The sequence below is a fragment of the Xanthomonas arboricola pv. populi genome, assembly GCF_002939945.1.
Taxonomy (GTDB): Bacteria; Pseudomonadota; Gammaproteobacteria; order Xanthomonadales; family Xanthomonadaceae; genus Xanthomonas; species Xanthomonas arboricola_A.
The window spans coordinates 52337-66014 of record NZ_MDEB01000011.1 but is presented as its reverse complement, the minus strand read 5'-3'; the positions used below and the strand labels follow the sequence as shown (position 1 = coordinate 66014).

The following is a 13678-nucleotide window of genomic DNA, read 5'->3' as shown; positions in this document are numbered from 1 at the left end:
GCTGCTGCGCAACATATGGACCAGCCAATCGCCCTGGACCGCACCGATCTACGCCTGCTGGCCCTGCTGCAGACGCAGGGCCGCAGCAGCAATGCGGAGTTGGCGGTGCAGGTCAACCTGTCGGCCTCGGCCTGCCTGCGCCGCACCCAGCGGCTGGAGGCGGCCGGCATCATCGCCGGCTACGGCGCGCGCCTGGATGCCAAGGCGCTGGGGCTGGGGCTGCAGGCCTTCGTGCGGGTGCAGCTGGAGCAGCACGGCCAGGCCGATATCGAGCATTTCGCCGATGGCGTGCGCGGCTGGGACGAGGTGGTGGCCTGTTGGGCGCTCACCGGCGACATGGATTATCTGCTGCAGGTGCAGGTGCGCGATCTGGAGCATTTTTCGCGCTTTCTGCTCGACCGCCTGCTCAACGCCACCGGCGTGTCCGACGTCAATTCCAGCTTCGTGCTGCGCACGGTGAAAGCGCCGGAAGGTTTGCCGCTTTCGCATCTGGGGTGATCGGGCGGGTTGCAGGACAGGCAGGCGCGCAATGTGACTTGCCTCTCAAACGATAACGATTTACATTTGCGTAACATCCGGCCGCGTCCGGCATGTCTTCTCGTCGATCCGCCAGCCCGGCAGGGCCAGCCAGCTCGTCGCCCGAGTGGGACGCGCCACGCATGCCTGCGCTTTCCTGCCCCGTGACGCCACGCGTCCCGCACCGATCGATGAGAACCCTCCAATGCCCGCGATTTCCGCTCCTCTGGCCACGTTGTCCGCTGCCTTGCTGTGCGCGTTGGCGCTGACGCCCTGCGCTGCCCGTGCCGACGATGCCGTCGCCGATGCAAGCAACGCCAAGACGCTTGACCAGGTCAACGTCAACGGCGCGGTGAGCCGCGCGCAGCCGGCCACCACCACGCGCCTGCCGCTGACCCTGCAGGAAACGCCGCAATCGGTGAGCGTGATCGGGCTGCAGCGGCTGGAAGAGCAATCGCTGTTCAGCATTGACGACGTGATGCGCAACGTCACCGGTGTCAACGTGTCGTTCTACGACACCCAGCGCCCGCTGTATTTCGCGCGTGGCTTCCAGATCACCGACTTCCAGGTCGATGGCCTGCCCACCTACAGCGGTTCGACCAACCAGGAATACGACACGGTCTTCTACGACCGCATCGAGGTGATCCGCGGCGCCAACGGCCTGCTCACCGGCGCCGGCATCCCCTCGGCCACGGTCAACCTGCTGCGCAAGCGCCCGGGCAAGGACTTCGACGCCTCGTTTGCGGTGAGCGCGGGCACCTGGGATTTCCGCCGCATGCAGGCCGACGTCAATGCGCCGCTGACCGAAGACGGGCGCTGGCGCAGCCGCGTGGTGGCCGCCTGGCAGGATCGCGACTACTACTACGACCGTTACCACGACAACAAGATGTCGGGCATGGCGGTGCTGGAAGGCGACCTGACCGACAGCACCACGCTCACCGTCGGGTATCAGCGGCAGGACAACAGCCCGATCGGCTCGACCTGGGGCACGGTGCCGTTCTTCGCCGCCGATGGTTCGCCGGCCAACCTGCCGCGCTCCACCAACCTGGCGCCCAAGTGGAGCCGTTGGCAGCGCGAAACCAGCACCGCCTTCGCCAACCTGGAGCAGCGCTTCGGCGAGGACTGGTTGCTGCGCGTCAACTATGCGCACACCAAGGGCGATGTACAGAGCCTGCGCGTCTATGGCGCCGGCTATCCGGCCGCCGACGGCAGCGGTATGTTCCTGCGCACCGGCGTCGGCGAAACCAGCGATGCGCGCGATGGCGTGGACGTGTACCTGTCCGGCGGTTTCTCGTTGTTCGGCCGCCAGCACGATGTGGTGGTCGGCGGCAGCTGGCAGGATCTGCAGTCGACCTCCTACGGCGTCGCGCAGACCTATCCCGATGACTGGGCCACCTGCGACGGCGAACGTTGCTATTTCATCCCCGACATCCGCAACTGGGATGGGGATATTCCCGAAGTGACCTATGCGCGCACCGGCCGCCGCAGCGAAGCGCGCACCACGCAGCGCGGCGTGTATGCCTCCACCCGGTTGCGTCTGGCCGACCCGCTGTCGCTGATTGCCGGCGCACGCCTGAGTTCCTGGGAGACCCGCACCCAGGCCTTCGACGCCAGTGGCGCCTACACCGGCACCAGCGGCCGCTACGAAGTAAGCGACGAAGTCACCCCATACGTGGGACTGGTCTACGACATCGTGCCGGAGGTGTCGCTCTACGCCAGCTATACCGAAATCTTCAATCCGCAGAATTACCGCGACAAGGACAACAACCTGCTCGCCCCGGTGGAAGGCTCCAACCTGGAGGCCGGCATCAAGGCGCAGTTGTTCGATGGTCATGCGATGGCTACTGCCGCCGTGTTCGAGGCCAAGCAGGACAACTTCGCCGTGCGCGACATGACCCAGCCCGAATCCTCGCTGCCGGACGGCAATTCGGCCTACATCGGCATCAACGGCACCAAGAGCCGTGGCTGGGAAATGGATGTCAACGGCGAGATCCTGCCCGGCTGGACCGTCAATGCCGGCTTTACCCACGTCAAGGTGACGCGCCCGCCCACCGCTGCGATCTACGCCAATCTGCCCGAGGATTATCTGCAGCTGTCCACGCAGCTGCGCCTGCCCGGTGCCTGGGAGCGCCTGAGCATCGGCGGCGGCGTCAGCTGGCAGAGCGCGGTGCGCGGCTTCAACATCGAGCGCCCCACCGGCGACGGCACCGGCGCCACCACCCCGGTGACGGTGGTGCAGAACCCGTACGCACTGGTGCATTTCAACGCCAACTACCGCATCAGCGAGCAATGGACCGCCACGCTGGCGGTACGCAATGCCTTCGACAAGACCTACTGGGCCAACCTGGATTACCAGAACTACGGCGAGCCGCGGTTTGTCAGCGTGTCGTTGCGCTGGCGCTATTGAGGCGTTGCCGGTGAAGTCCGGGATTGAGGCGTTGCCCATGAAGTCCAGGCGCTGCTACGGGTAACGCCTCGCGGCCAGGGCCGCTCCTACAAGAGCGGCGCTGGCCGTGCCGTTGGCCACTGCACCCGAAAACGCCCGCCATCGTAGGAGCGGACCTGGCCGCGACCCTGTCCGGCAGGTCCCCAGCGCACCCGAAGGAATCGCCGCGCCACCGTAGGAGCGGACCCGGCCGCGACCCTGTCCGGCAGGTCTCCAGCGCACCCGAAGGAACCGCCGCGCCACCGTAGGAGCGGACCTGGCCGCGACCCTGTCCGGCAGGTCTCCAGCGCACCCGAAGGAACCGCCGCGCCACCGTAGGAGCGGACCTGGTCGCGACCCTGTCCGGCACACGCTCGGTGCATCGGCACCAGGCATCAACAAATGCAGTTGCCCGACGCATCGGCTTTAAAAGCGCGCGTCTCGCAACAGGCGCACCTCCCCCGCTCAGCTCCGCATGGCCGCGCGTGGTACCCGCATCACCTCCGCATTTCCTCGCACTGCATCGCCCTCACGGCGCCACGCAGGCCTCGTCCTTGCCGCGCAGTTTCTGCCAGCGCGAGCGCTCCTGCAGACAGCGCCGATACGCCTCTGCCTTGGCGGCCGCAGCCTGCTCGGCTGCAGTGCGGGTGGCACCGCTGCGCTGCGCCTGCAACTGCGCGATCTTGGCGCGGATCTGCGGCATTGCCGCCATCGCGGCCCGCTCGCCTTCCAGGATGGCCGCACCACGCTGGTTGAAATCGGCCGAGCCGATGTCGCTGACCTTCGGGCGGATCACCACATCGGCACGCTTGAGTTCGGCCTCGCCCAGGCGCTGGCCCATGATCGAGATCGACTGGTTGACGGTGCCGAGCAGATCGCCGGGATTCTTGCCGCTGGCCTTGCTGGAGATGTCCACCGCCACCACGAATTCGGCGCCGAGCTGGCGCGCCGCATCCACCGGCACCGGGCTGACCACGCCGCCGTCCACATAGTGATATTGGCCGATGGTCACCGGCTCGAACACGCCAGGAATGCTGCTGGACGCACGCACCGCCTGGCCAGCATTGCCACGCACGAACACGGTGCGTTCGCCGTCTTCCAGCCGTGTGGCGACCGCCGCGAACGGCTTGCGCAATTTGTCGATCGGCCTGCCGCCGAGCTGCGCGTTGACGTAGTCCTGCAGCTTCTGGCCCTGCACCAGGCCGCCGGAGAAGATCCGCACATCGCGGATGCTGGTTTGGTCGAGCGCGACGGCCTTTTCCTGCATCTGGAATGCATCCATGCCGCTGGCATACAGCGCCCCGACCACGCTGCCGGCGCTGGTGCCCGACACCACCACCGGCGCAAAGCCGTTGGCCTCGAGCATCTTGATCACGCCGATATGCGCAAAGCCCTTGGCCGCGCCGCCACCGAGCGCCACGCCGATCTTCACCGGCTTGGCCGCGCCGGCAGACGGTGCCTGCACGACCGGCGCCGGTGCCGCCGGACGCGGCTCGCCGCCGCAGGCGCAGAGCAGACCGAGCAAGGACATCGAGGCGAGAAAGCGGGGGCGGCGGAGCGCGGTCATGGCGACGGACTGTTGGATGGAAGGCGAGGGAGAATACACGCGTGCCGTCACTGTGGCTGCGCTGCCTGGTCGGCGCTGGAGGTGACTGGAACGTGCGCAGACTGCAGTTGCAGCAAGCAATGGCTGTCCCTTCTCCCACCGGGAGAAGGTGGCGCGCAGCGCCGGATGAGGGTGCCTGCCAAGCCCGGTGTCATCGCGTTCCAGGCGTGGCTTCGCCGCGTATCCTCGCCCCGACCCGGCCATCGAGACCGGTTATCCCCATCCAGCAACCGGCCCAGTCCGCCCAGCACCGAGCCTTCGCTGCGGTGAGCGCATCGCTGCCGGGTGTCGTCGGGCAGCTTGCGCAAGGCACCGGCCTGCGCGCCACCGCGCGGCGGGTGGCCCTTACTCGCCTACCGTCGCCCAATAGCGCTCGCCGTCGCGCTGCACCCGCACCGGGCCGCCGAACACGTCCGACAGGCGGGCGTCGGTGAGCAGCGCATCGCGCGGACCATCGGCCACGACGGTGCCGGCCCGCAGCAGGATCACCCGCGCGATCTCCGGCACGATTTCCTCGATGTGATGGGTCACCAGGATCAGCGTGATGCCTTGCCGGGCCAGGTGACGCATGGTGTCGAGCAGGTGCTGTCGCGCCACCAGGTCCAGGCCGGTGGACGGCTCGTCCAGCAGCAGCGCCTGTGGGCGGTTCACCAGTGCGCGCGCGATCAGCACGCGGCGGGTTTCGCCGGCCGACAGTTCGGCAAATTGCCGGTCCAGCAACGGCAGGGCGCGCGCCAGTGCCAATGCCTCACGTGCCCGGGTGCGCATGTCGTCGCTGATCTCGCGATGCGGTGGCACCACATAGCTGGCGAAGAAACCGGACAGCACCGCGCTCTCCACATCCAGCCCCGGCATGTCGGCCAGGTTGACGCTGAGGTCGCCGGTGACGATGCCCAGCTGCGAGCGCAGGCGATCCACCTGCCAGCGCGTCTGCCCGAGCACTTTCACCGCCGGCTGGCCATCGGCGCGCACCAGCGGATACAGCTCGCGGGTGATCAGTTTGATGAAGGAGGACTTGCCGCAGCCATTGGGGCCGAGGATGGCGGTGTGCTGCCCCAGCGCAATGCGCAGATTGAGCGCACGCAGCACGCGCACCTGGCCGCGCATCACGCTGGCCTGGTCGAGCTCGATCAACGGGATGGCGTTCGCAACAGCAGCAGGATCGGTGGACATCTGGGCGGTAACCGTCATACGGGCGACATCAGGCGCAGTGGGGAAAGGGAGCGTGTGAACCGCTTTAGAAATGTAGGGAGCACCCTACGCATCCGGAGGGTGAAGTTTGCCGTCATCGCCCCCATCATGTCTCTATCGATCCAACCCAATGGCGCCGCTGTGGAGATGCCGATGTTGTCCGACCCGATCATCGACGTTCTGACCTCCGGCGTGGCTGGGCTGGGCGTGTGGGGCATGCTGGCGGTGCTGCTGGTGTTCACCCAGCTCACCATCTTTGCGGTGACCTTGTACCTGCATCGCAGCCAGGCCCATCGTGGTGTGGACTTCCATCCGGTGGTGGCGCATTTCTTCCGCTTCTGGACCTGGCTGACCACCTCGATGATCACCCGCGAATGGGTGGCGATCCATCGCAAGCATCACGCCAAGGTCGAGACCGAGGAAGACCCGCACAGCCCGCAGACCAAGGGCATCGGCCAGGTGTTCTGGCGTGGCGTGGAGCTGTACCGCGAAGCGCGCGCGCAGCGTGCCGACATCGAGCAGTACGGCAAGGGCGCTCCCACCGACTGGATCGAGCGGCATCTGTACACCCCGCATGCCAATGCAGGCCCGATCGCGTTGCTGGTGATCGATGCCGTGCTGTTCGGCCTGCCCGGCATCGCGCTGTGGGCGATCCAGATGGCGTGGATTCCGTTCTGGGCCGCCGGCGTGGTCAACGGCCTGGGTCACTGGTGGGGCTATCGCAATTTCGAATCGGCCGACACCTCCACCAACCTCACGCCGTGGGCGCTGTGGATCGGTGGCGAAGAATTGCACAACAACCATCATGCGTTCCCGAGTTCGGCGCGGTTCTCGATGCGGCGCTGGGAGCTGGATATCGGCTGGGTCGCCATTCGCGGGCTGCAGGCGATCGGTCTGGCCAAGGTGCTGCGCGTGGCGCCGTCGCTGGACATCCGTCCCAACATCGCCGTGCCCGATGCCGACACGCTCAAGGCCTTGCTCTCGCATCGCTTCCAGGCCATGACCGACTACCAGCGCAATGTGTTCACCCCGGCGCTGCGCGAAGAAGCCGCGGCCACCGGCGCCAAGTTGCGGCAGTTGCTGCCGCGGCGCCTGCGCAAGGGCCTGGTCGATGACGGGCGTTGGCTCAAGCCCGATGCGCGTGCGCAACTGCAGCACTGGGTGGCCGAGCGCCCGCGCATGCGCACGCTGGTGGAGTATCGCGCGCGCCTGACCGCCGTGCTGGAGGCGCGCAGCCATGACGCATCCGAACGGCTCAAGCACCTGCAGCAGTGGTGTCACGAGGCCGAAGCCAGCGGCAATGCCGCGTTGCAGGCCTATGCGGCGCGGCTGAAAGGTTATGCGCTGAGTGGGTCGTAAGGATGATGGCACGCGCGCTGATGCGCGCGCGCGGATCGCTTGGTTTGATCGCGCGTGGCCTGCTAATGGCATGTGGTGTGTGCGGGCCGGCCGTGTTCGCGCAAGCGCAGGCGCAGGTGCAGGTGCAGGACAGCCAGCAATATCTGCAGCGCATGGATACCGATGGCGATGGCCGCGTCGGCCGCGATGAATACCTTGCGTGGATGAGCTACGCCTTCGATCAGCGCGACCTGGACCACGACGGTGTGCTGCAGGGCGATGAACTGCCTGGCCGACGCGGCAAGCCGATTACCCGCGCCGCGCATCGCGCCACGCTGATCGAGCGTTTTGCGCGGCAGGACGCCAATGGCGACGGCTACCTGAGCGCACGCGAATTGCTGGCGCCACCGCGCTGATGCGCACCTTCGCGCGCGTCTGACGTTGCGTTCGGCAAGCTCGAGCGCATGTTCACTCTCGATCAGGTCAGCCGTCGCTACGGCCAGGCCATTGCCCTCGACACCGTTTCGCTGCATTTTGCCAGCGGCATCACCACTGCCTTGATCGGCCCCAGCGGCGCCGGCAAGTCCACCGTGCTGCGGATGCTGGTCGGGCTGGAGTGGCCGGACAGCGGCACGGTCGCCTTCGATGGCGCGCCGCTGCAACGCGCCAGCCTCCAGGCGCAGCGCCAGCGCATCGGCTATGTGATCCAGGAAGGCGGGCTGTTTCCGCATCTGGATGCACGCGGCAACGTGGTGTTGCTGGCGCAGACGCTGGGCTGGACCCGGCAACGCATCGATCAACGCCTGCAGACCTTGTGCGCGCTATGCCAGTTGCCGGCAGAGCTGCTGGCGCGCTATCCGGCCGAGCTCTCCGGTGGTCAGCGCCAGCGCGTGGGATTGATCCGGGCGCTGATGCTGGATCCACCGGCCTTGTTGCTGGACGAGCCGCTGGGCGCGCTCGACCCGATCGTGCGTTACGACCTGCAGGCGCAGATGCGTGCGCTGTTCGCCCAGCTCCACAAGACCGTGGTACTGGTGACCCACGACGTCGCCGAAGCGGCCTACCTGGCCGACACCCTGGTGCTGATGCGGGCCGGCCAGGTGGTGCAGCAGGGCAGTGCGCGCAGCCTGCTGGAACAGCCGGCCGATCCGTTCGTGCAGCGCTTTCTCACCGCCCAGCGCAGCATCGGCGACGCCGCATGAGCGCGCGCGTGCTGCTCGCCGTCGCACTGCTGATCGCAAGCATCGGTGCGCAGGCCGCGCAGGTGACGATCGGTTCGAAGAACTTCACCGAGGCCGTCCTGCTGGGCGAGATCGCCACCGCCGCCGGGCAGCGCGATGGGGTGGACGTGCAACACCGCGCGCAGCTCGGTGGCACGCGCATCCTGTGGCGCGCGCTGGAGACCGGGCAGATCGATGCCTATGCCGAATACACCGGCACGCTGGCGCAGGAACTGCTGCAGCTGCCCACGGCCAGCCAGGCCGAACTACGCGCCGCACTGGACGCGCGCGGACTGGCGATGACCGACTCGCTCGGCTTCCAGAACACCTATGCCTTCGGCATGCGTGCCGAACGTGCGCAGGCGCTCGGCATCGCATCGATGTCGGATCTGGCACGGCATCCGGCGCTCAAGATCGGCCTGAGCAACGAGTTCATGCAGCGCGCCGATGGCTGGCCGGGCGTCCGCGCCGCGTATGCATTGCCGCAGACCGCGACCGGGCTGGATCACGATCTGGCCTATCGCGCGCTGCAGAGCGGGGCTATCGAGGTCACCGATCTGTACAGCACCGACGCGGAAATTCCGTATTACCGGCTGCAGGTGCTGCGCGACGACCGCCATTACTTTCCCGATTACCAGGCGGTGTTTCTGTATCGCAAGGACCTGGCGCAACGCTCACCGGCGATGCTCACGGCATTGCAGGGGCTGCAGGGCCGCATCGACGAGGCGACCATGCAGCGGCTCAATGCACAGGTGAAGCTGGAGCGTCAGTCCGAGGCGGCCGTGGCCGCGCAGTGGCTGGGCGTTGCGCCCGCGTCCGCAGCCGACTCGCGTCTGGCGCGTCTGCTGCGGTATACGCGCGAGCATCTGGCCCTGGTCGGCATCTCGTTGGGGTTTGCCTTGCTGATCGCGTTGCCGCTGGGCGTGCTGGCGGCACGGCGGCCACGGCTCGGGCAGGTGGTGCTGTCGTTGACCGGCGTGCTGCAGACCTTGCCGTCGCTGGCGGTGTTCGTCTTCATGATTCCCTTGTTCGGCATCGGCGCCAAACCGGCGATTGCCGCGTTGTTTCTCTACAGCCTGCTGCCGATCGTGCGCAACACGCATGCCGGACTGACCTCGATCCCGCGCGAGTTGCGCCAGACCGCCCAGGCGATCGGGCTGCCGGCATGGACGCGCCTGTGGCGGGTGGAACTGCCGCTGGCGCGTCGTACCATCGTGGCCGGCATCCAGACCGCGGCGGTGATCAACGTGGGCACCGCCACGCTGGGCGCGTTGATCGGCGCAGGCGGCTACGGCCAACCGATCCTCACCGGCATCCGCCTGGACGACATCGGCTTGATCCTGGAAGGCGCGATTCCTGCGGCGGTGCTCGCGCTGATCGTGCAGGCGGTGTTCGAAGGGCTGGAGCGCTGGGTCACGCCGCGTGGCTTGCGCCTCAGCCAACGCGCCTGAACGCGTAGGAGCGGACCCGGCCGCGACGGGGCGTTACCGAAACATGGCGTCATCCCGGTAACGCTTGACAGCGCTCGGTAAGGCCCCGTCGCGGCCGGGTCCGCTCCTACGGGCGCGGCGTCATGGCTCTGGCAGCGCTGCGATCAGGGCTGACAGCGCATCACCGGTGACACTCAGGTGCGGTGCGATCCGTAGACGTCCGTGCCGCCGTGTGCAGATCGCCCCATGTTCGCTAAATGTTGTCGCCACAGCCTCCAACTGGTTCGCTGGTGGCTGCAGGGCGGTCAGATGCGGCGCGTGAGCGGGCGTGCACCAACTGCCCAGACCGCGTGCCTGCAAGGCCGCATCCCACTGCGCGGTGAGCGCGCCCAGCGCCTGCCCGATGCGCGCCGGTTGCCAGGCCGCGACCTGCTGCAAGGCCACCGTCGCCATCGCAATCCGCAACGGATCGGCAACGCCGCCCGCATCGAACCTCCGCGCACCGCTGCGATAGGACGGCGCCTGGGCAACCGGAAACTCCCAGCTGCTGCCGGCATCGCGGCCGATCCAGTGTTCCTCGATCGGCACGCCCTGCACCCGCCACGGCGGGGCTACCCACAGCCAGGCCACTCCCATCGGCCCGAGCAGCCATTTGTGGCCGACGCTGACCACAAAGTCCGGCCGCCAGCGCGGCAGGTCGGTCGGCAGCACGCCCAGGCTCTGGCTCAGGTCCAGCACCAGCGCCGCACCGCGTGCGTGCACCGCGGCGCTGATGCGGTCCAGATCGAGCTGTCGCCCATCGAGCCAGTACGCATGCGGCAACGTCACGATGCGCAGTGCCGCGGCGTCGGCGATGGCCTGCAGCACCGCTTCGGTCAAGCCGTCGCCACCGGCCGTGGACACCGCCACGATATGCGCACCCACCTCGGCACAGCGGCGTTGCCAGATCAGCAGGTTGGAGGGGAACTGGCCTTCCAGCAGCAGCACCGCCTCGCCGTGTTGCAGCGGCAGGTTGCGTGCGGCGGTCGCCAGACCGTGCGCGGCCGAGGGCAGCATCGCCACGCCGTCGGCATCGTCGTCGAACAGGCCGGCGGCGAGCGTGCGCAAACGCTCGATGTCCTGTAGCCAGGCATCGAACGGCAACCGCCACGGCGTGGCCAGCGCATCCACCGCCTGATGCGCAACCGTCTGCACCGCGCGCAGCAGCGGGCCGCGCGAGGCGGCATCCAGATAGGTGACGTCGCCAGGCAACGCAAATGCCTGCTGGCGTTGTTCCCATGCGATAGGCGCGGGGAGCAGGCTGGACAGAGAAAAAGAGGACATGGCAACAGCTTACCGCTGGCTGCCACGCTGCCGACACGGCGCGTTCACGTGCGCTCCTCAAGCATATGGCGATGTCTGCACTCTCACCTCTGCTGGGCCGCCACCAGCAACAGCAGTTGACGCTGCTGGAACGCTACGCGCAGACCCGCGCGCTGAGCGATCGCCTCGCCGCACCCTTGAGCGCCGAAGATGCAATGGTGCAGAGCATGCCCGACGCCAGCCCCAGCAAATGGCATCTGGCGCATACCACCTGGTTTTTCGAACGCTTCGTGCTGCAGGCCGATCCGGCCTACCGCGTGTTCGACCCGGCCTGGGATTTCCTGTTCAACAGCTACTACCAGAGCGTGGGCCCGATGCAAGCGCGCGCGCGCCGCGGGGTGTTGTCGCGGCCGTCGTTGCAGCAGGTGCGCGACTACCGCGCTGCGGTCGATACGCACATGCAGCGGCGCCTGCGCGATGGGGTGCTGGATGCGCAGGCCTGCACCATCGTGCAACTCGGCATCCAGCACGAACAGCAGCACCAGGAGTTGCTGTTGACCGATATCAAGCATGCGCTGTGGAGCAACCCGCTGCAGCCGGCGTATCGCGGTGCGCCGGCTCCGCCTGCTGCGCATGCCAGCACGCTGCGCTGGCATGCGCGCGACGAACAGATTGTGGAGATCGGTGCGGCCGCATGGCCGCAGGCCGATGTCTTCGCCTACGACAACGAGTCGCCGCGTCACCGCGTGCTGGTCGGCGCGCATGCGTTGGCGCATCGCGTGGTCAGCAACGCCGAGTTCCAGGAGTTCGTCGACGCCGGTGGTTACCGCAGTGCCGGCGCCTGGCTCAGCGATGGCTGGGCGATGGTGCAGGCGCAGGGCTGGCAGCATCCGCTGTATTGGGATGCGGACGGGCGCGAGTTCACCCTGGACGGTTGGCGCCTGCGCGATGCGCACGCACCTGTGTGCCATCTGAGCCTGTTCGAGGCCGACGCCTTCGCCCGCTGGGCCGGTGCGCGCCTGCCCACCGAGGCCGAGTGGGAACAGGCCGCCACCGGTGTGGCGGTGCAGGGCAACTTCGTCGATACCGATGCGCTGCATCCGCGCGGCCCCGACGCGGTGGATACCGGCCTGCAGCAGTTGTTCGGCGATGTCTGGGAATGGACCGGCAGCGCGTATCTGCCATATCCCGGCTTCGCGCCGTGGCCCGGATCGCTGGGCGAATACAACGGCAAATTCATGAATGCGCAGTGGGTGCTGCGTGGTGGCAGCTGTGCCACGCCGGCCAGCCATGTCCGCGCCAGTTACCGCAACTTTTTCCCCTCCGATGCGCGTTGGCAGTTTGCCGGCGTGCGCCTTGCCAAGGATCTGCCTTGAACGCCGCCGCCCATGCCATGCAACGCGCGCACGCCGCGCTGACCGATCTGCGCCCGCAACCGGACGACATCACCGCCGACGCGCTGGCCGGCCTGTCGCAAACGCCCAAGACGCTGCCATCGAAGTATTTCTACGATGCGCACGGCTCGCAGCTGTTCGAGGCGATCACCCGGCAGCCGGAGTACTACCTCACCGGCACCGAACTGGCGTTGCTGGAGGCCAGCATGGCCTCGATCGCGCAGGCGATCGGCGCTGGCGTGCACGTGGTCGAATACGGCAGCGGCAGCGGTCGCAAAACCGAGTTGCTGCTGCAGGGACTGCGCGATGTGGTGGCCTACACGCCGCTGGAAATCTCGCGCACTGCCTTGCTTGAGAGCACTGCGCGGCTGGCGCAGCAATTCCCGCAGATCCAGATGCTGCCGGTGTGCACCGACTTCACCAAGCCGCTGCAGCTGCCGCAGGCGCAGCGCCCGGCGCGCCGGCATCTGGTGTTCTTCCCCGGCTCGACGCTGGGCAATTTCACCGATGATGCCGCCGTCGAGTTGCTCGATGCGATGCGCCAGACCATGGGCAGCGACGGGTGCGCCCTGATCGGCATCGATCTGGACAAGGATGCCGGCCTGATCGAGGCCGCCTACAACGATGCGGCCGGCGTCACTGCCGAGTTCACCTTGAACCTGCTGGCGCGGCTCAATCGCGAGATCGGCAGCGACTTCGATCTGGACGGCTTCCGCCACCACGCGGTGTATGCGCGCGAACGTGGCCGCATCGAGACCTTCCTGATCAGTCAGCGCGCACAGCGCGTTCAGGTGGGAGGCAAGCAATTCGAGTTTGCCGAAGGCGAAGCGATGCAGGTCGAATACAGCTACAAGTACACCGACGCGCGCTTTGCCGAACTCGCCGCCGCCGCCGGGCTGAAGGTCACCCATGGCTGGAACGATACGAAGGACTGGTTCGGGCTACGCGTGTTGCGTCCGCTCTGACCTCGCGCGCCTGGCGTGCAACGGATCGACGACGCGCAGATCGCCGCGATCATATGCGCGCTGCTGGCGCGCCGGCTGCCACAGCAATCGATCTGCCCGTCCGAGGTCGCCCGCGCGCTCAGCGATGACGAAGCGCGCTGGCGCGCGCTTATGCCGCAGGTACGCAGCGTTGCCGCCGATCTGGCCAGTAAGGAAGTGGTGCAGATCAACCAGCGCGGTGAAGTGGTCGACCTGGGCACCGTACGTGGCCCGATCCGTCTGACGCGTGGTCGGCATTTCGAATGACGGGCG

General features: G+C 67.5%; 12 protein-coding genes. 9 read left to right on the top strand and 3 right to left on the bottom strand.

Translation table 11 applies throughout. The annotated features are described in order from the left end of the window. Positions 1 to 15: 15 nt before the first annotated feature. Both XaplCFBP3123_RS20150 and XaplCFBP3123_RS20145 read left to right on the top strand, forming a co-directional pair. Positions 16 to 498: an Lrp/AsnC family transcriptional regulator gene (locus XaplCFBP3123_RS20150; RefSeq protein ID WP_016901223.1), complete on the top strand. Its 483-nt coding sequence runs from the start codon at positions 16 to 18 to the stop codon at positions 496 to 498. Positions 499 to 721: 223 nt separating this feature from the next. Then, on the top strand, positions 722 to 2923 hold the full coding sequence (locus XaplCFBP3123_RS20145) for a TonB-dependent siderophore receptor (protein WP_104535634.1): 2202 nt from the start codon (positions 722 to 724) through the stop codon (positions 2921 to 2923). Between the two features lie 547 nt (positions 2924 to 3470). Here the strand turns inward: XaplCFBP3123_RS20145 and XaplCFBP3123_RS20140 are convergent. Both XaplCFBP3123_RS20140 and XaplCFBP3123_RS20135 read right to left on the bottom strand, forming a co-directional pair. Then, a complete protein-coding gene (locus XaplCFBP3123_RS20140) occupies positions 3471 to 4508 on the bottom strand; it encodes a patatin-like phospholipase family protein (RefSeq protein WP_104535633.1) in 1038 nt (345 codons plus the stop codon). Positions 4509 to 4892: 384 nt separating this feature from the next. After that, positions 4893 to 5738 (bottom strand): ABC transporter ATP-binding protein, encoded by an 846-nt coding sequence (locus XaplCFBP3123_RS20135; RefSeq protein WP_104535632.1) that lies wholly within the window; start codon positions 5736 to 5738, stop codon positions 4893 to 4895. A gap of 153 nt (positions 5739 to 5891) precedes the next feature. Here XaplCFBP3123_RS20135 and XaplCFBP3123_RS20130 point away from each other — a divergent pair, with 153 nt between their 5' ends. The 4 genes from XaplCFBP3123_RS20130 to XaplCFBP3123_RS20115 all read left to right on the top strand — a co-directional run bounded on the left by XaplCFBP3123_RS20130 (position 5892) and on the right by XaplCFBP3123_RS20115 (position 9747). After that, on the top strand, positions 5892 to 7097 hold the full coding sequence (locus tag XaplCFBP3123_RS20130; RefSeq protein ID WP_104535663.1) for a DesA family fatty acid desaturase: 1206 nt from the start codon (positions 5892 to 5894) through the stop codon (positions 7095 to 7097). A 65-nt stretch (positions 7098 to 7162) separates the two neighbouring features. Continuing rightward, complete coding sequence (locus XaplCFBP3123_RS20125) at positions 7163 to 7492, top strand: calcium-dependent protein kinase 21 (RefSeq protein ID WP_253254264.1); 330 nt, start codon at positions 7163 to 7165, stop codon at positions 7490 to 7492. 48 nt (positions 7493 to 7540) lie between these two features. Next, positions 7541 to 8278: an ATP-binding cassette domain-containing protein gene (locus tag XaplCFBP3123_RS20120; RefSeq protein ID WP_104535631.1), complete on the top strand. Its 738-nt coding sequence runs from the start codon at positions 7541 to 7543 to the stop codon at positions 8276 to 8278. Continuing rightward, positions 8275 to 9747 (top strand): glycine betaine ABC transporter substrate-binding protein, encoded by a 1473-nt coding sequence (locus tag XaplCFBP3123_RS20115; protein ID WP_104535630.1) that lies wholly within the window; start codon positions 8275 to 8277, stop codon positions 9745 to 9747. Before XaplCFBP3123_RS20120 ends, XaplCFBP3123_RS20115 begins: the two co-directional genes overlap by 4 nt. Before the next feature lie 120 nt (positions 9748 to 9867). Here the strand turns inward: XaplCFBP3123_RS20115 and XaplCFBP3123_RS20110 are convergent, their stop codons facing one another. Continuing rightward, positions 9868 to 11049, bottom strand: a complete 1182-nt coding sequence (locus XaplCFBP3123_RS20110; RefSeq protein ID WP_104535629.1) for an aminotransferase class V-fold PLP-dependent enzyme — start codon at positions 11047 to 11049, stop codon at positions 9868 to 9870. A gap of 65 nt (positions 11050 to 11114) precedes the next feature. Here XaplCFBP3123_RS20110 and egtB point away from each other — a divergent pair, with 65 nt between their 5' ends. The 3 genes from egtB to XaplCFBP3123_RS20095 are packed head-to-tail and all read left to right on the top strand — an operon-like array spanning position 11115 to position 13672. Next, complete coding sequence (gene egtB, locus XaplCFBP3123_RS20105) at positions 11115 to 12404, top strand: ergothioneine biosynthesis protein EgtB (RefSeq protein ID WP_172453406.1); 1290 nt, start codon at positions 11115 to 11117, stop codon at positions 12402 to 12404. Continuing rightward, the gene (gene egtD / locus XaplCFBP3123_RS20100; protein WP_104535628.1) at positions 12401 to 13387 is read left to right on the top strand and encodes an L-histidine N(alpha)-methyltransferase; all 987 of its coding nucleotides are present in this window, start codon (positions 12401 to 12403) and stop codon (positions 13385 to 13387) included. The genes egtB and egtD overlap by 4 nt, the downstream gene beginning before the upstream one ends. A gap of 15 nt (positions 13388 to 13402) precedes the next feature. Then, positions 13403 to 13672 carry a DUF3253 domain-containing protein gene (locus XaplCFBP3123_RS20095; RefSeq protein ID WP_104535627.1) on the top strand — a complete coding sequence of 90 codons (270 nt, stop codon included), beginning with the start codon at positions 13403 to 13405 and terminating at the stop codon, positions 13670 to 13672. The last annotated feature ends 6 nt before the right edge of the window (positions 13673 to 13678 follow it).

What these genes read in the sequence shown, in the direction of transcription:
- XaplCFBP3123_RS20150 (WP_016901223.1), top strand. Translation starts at nt 16, where the DNA reads ATGGACCAGCCAATCGCCCTGGACCGCACCGATCTACGCCTGCTGGCC.
- XaplCFBP3123_RS20145 (WP_104535634.1), top strand. Translation starts at nt 722, where the DNA reads ATGCCCGCGATTTCCGCTCCTCTGGCCACGTTGTCCGCTGCCTTGCTG.
- XaplCFBP3123_RS20140 (WP_104535633.1), bottom strand. Translation starts at nt 4,508, where the DNA reads ATGACCGCGCTCCGCCGCCCCCGCTTTCTCGCCTCGATGTCCTTGCTC.
- XaplCFBP3123_RS20135 (WP_104535632.1), bottom strand. Translation starts at nt 5,738, where the DNA reads ATGACGGTTACCGCCCAGATGTCCACCGATCCTGCTGCTGTTGCGAAC.
- XaplCFBP3123_RS20130 (WP_104535663.1), top strand. Translation starts at nt 5,892, where the DNA reads ATGTTGTCCGACCCGATCATCGACGTTCTGACCTCCGGCGTGGCTGGG.
- XaplCFBP3123_RS20125 (WP_253254264.1), top strand. Translation starts at nt 7,163, where the DNA reads ATGGCATGTGGTGTGTGCGGGCCGGCCGTGTTCGCGCAAGCGCAGGCG.
- XaplCFBP3123_RS20120 (WP_104535631.1), top strand. Translation starts at nt 7,541, where the DNA reads ATGTTCACTCTCGATCAGGTCAGCCGTCGCTACGGCCAGGCCATTGCC.
- XaplCFBP3123_RS20115 (WP_104535630.1), top strand. Translation starts at nt 8,275, where the DNA reads ATGAGCGCGCGCGTGCTGCTCGCCGTCGCACTGCTGATCGCAAGCATC.
- XaplCFBP3123_RS20110 (WP_104535629.1), bottom strand. Translation starts at nt 11,049, where the DNA reads ATGTCCTCTTTTTCTCTGTCCAGCCTGCTCCCCGCGCCTATCGCATGG.
- egtB (WP_172453406.1), top strand. Translation starts at nt 11,115, where the DNA reads ATGGCGATGTCTGCACTCTCACCTCTGCTGGGCCGCCACCAGCAACAG.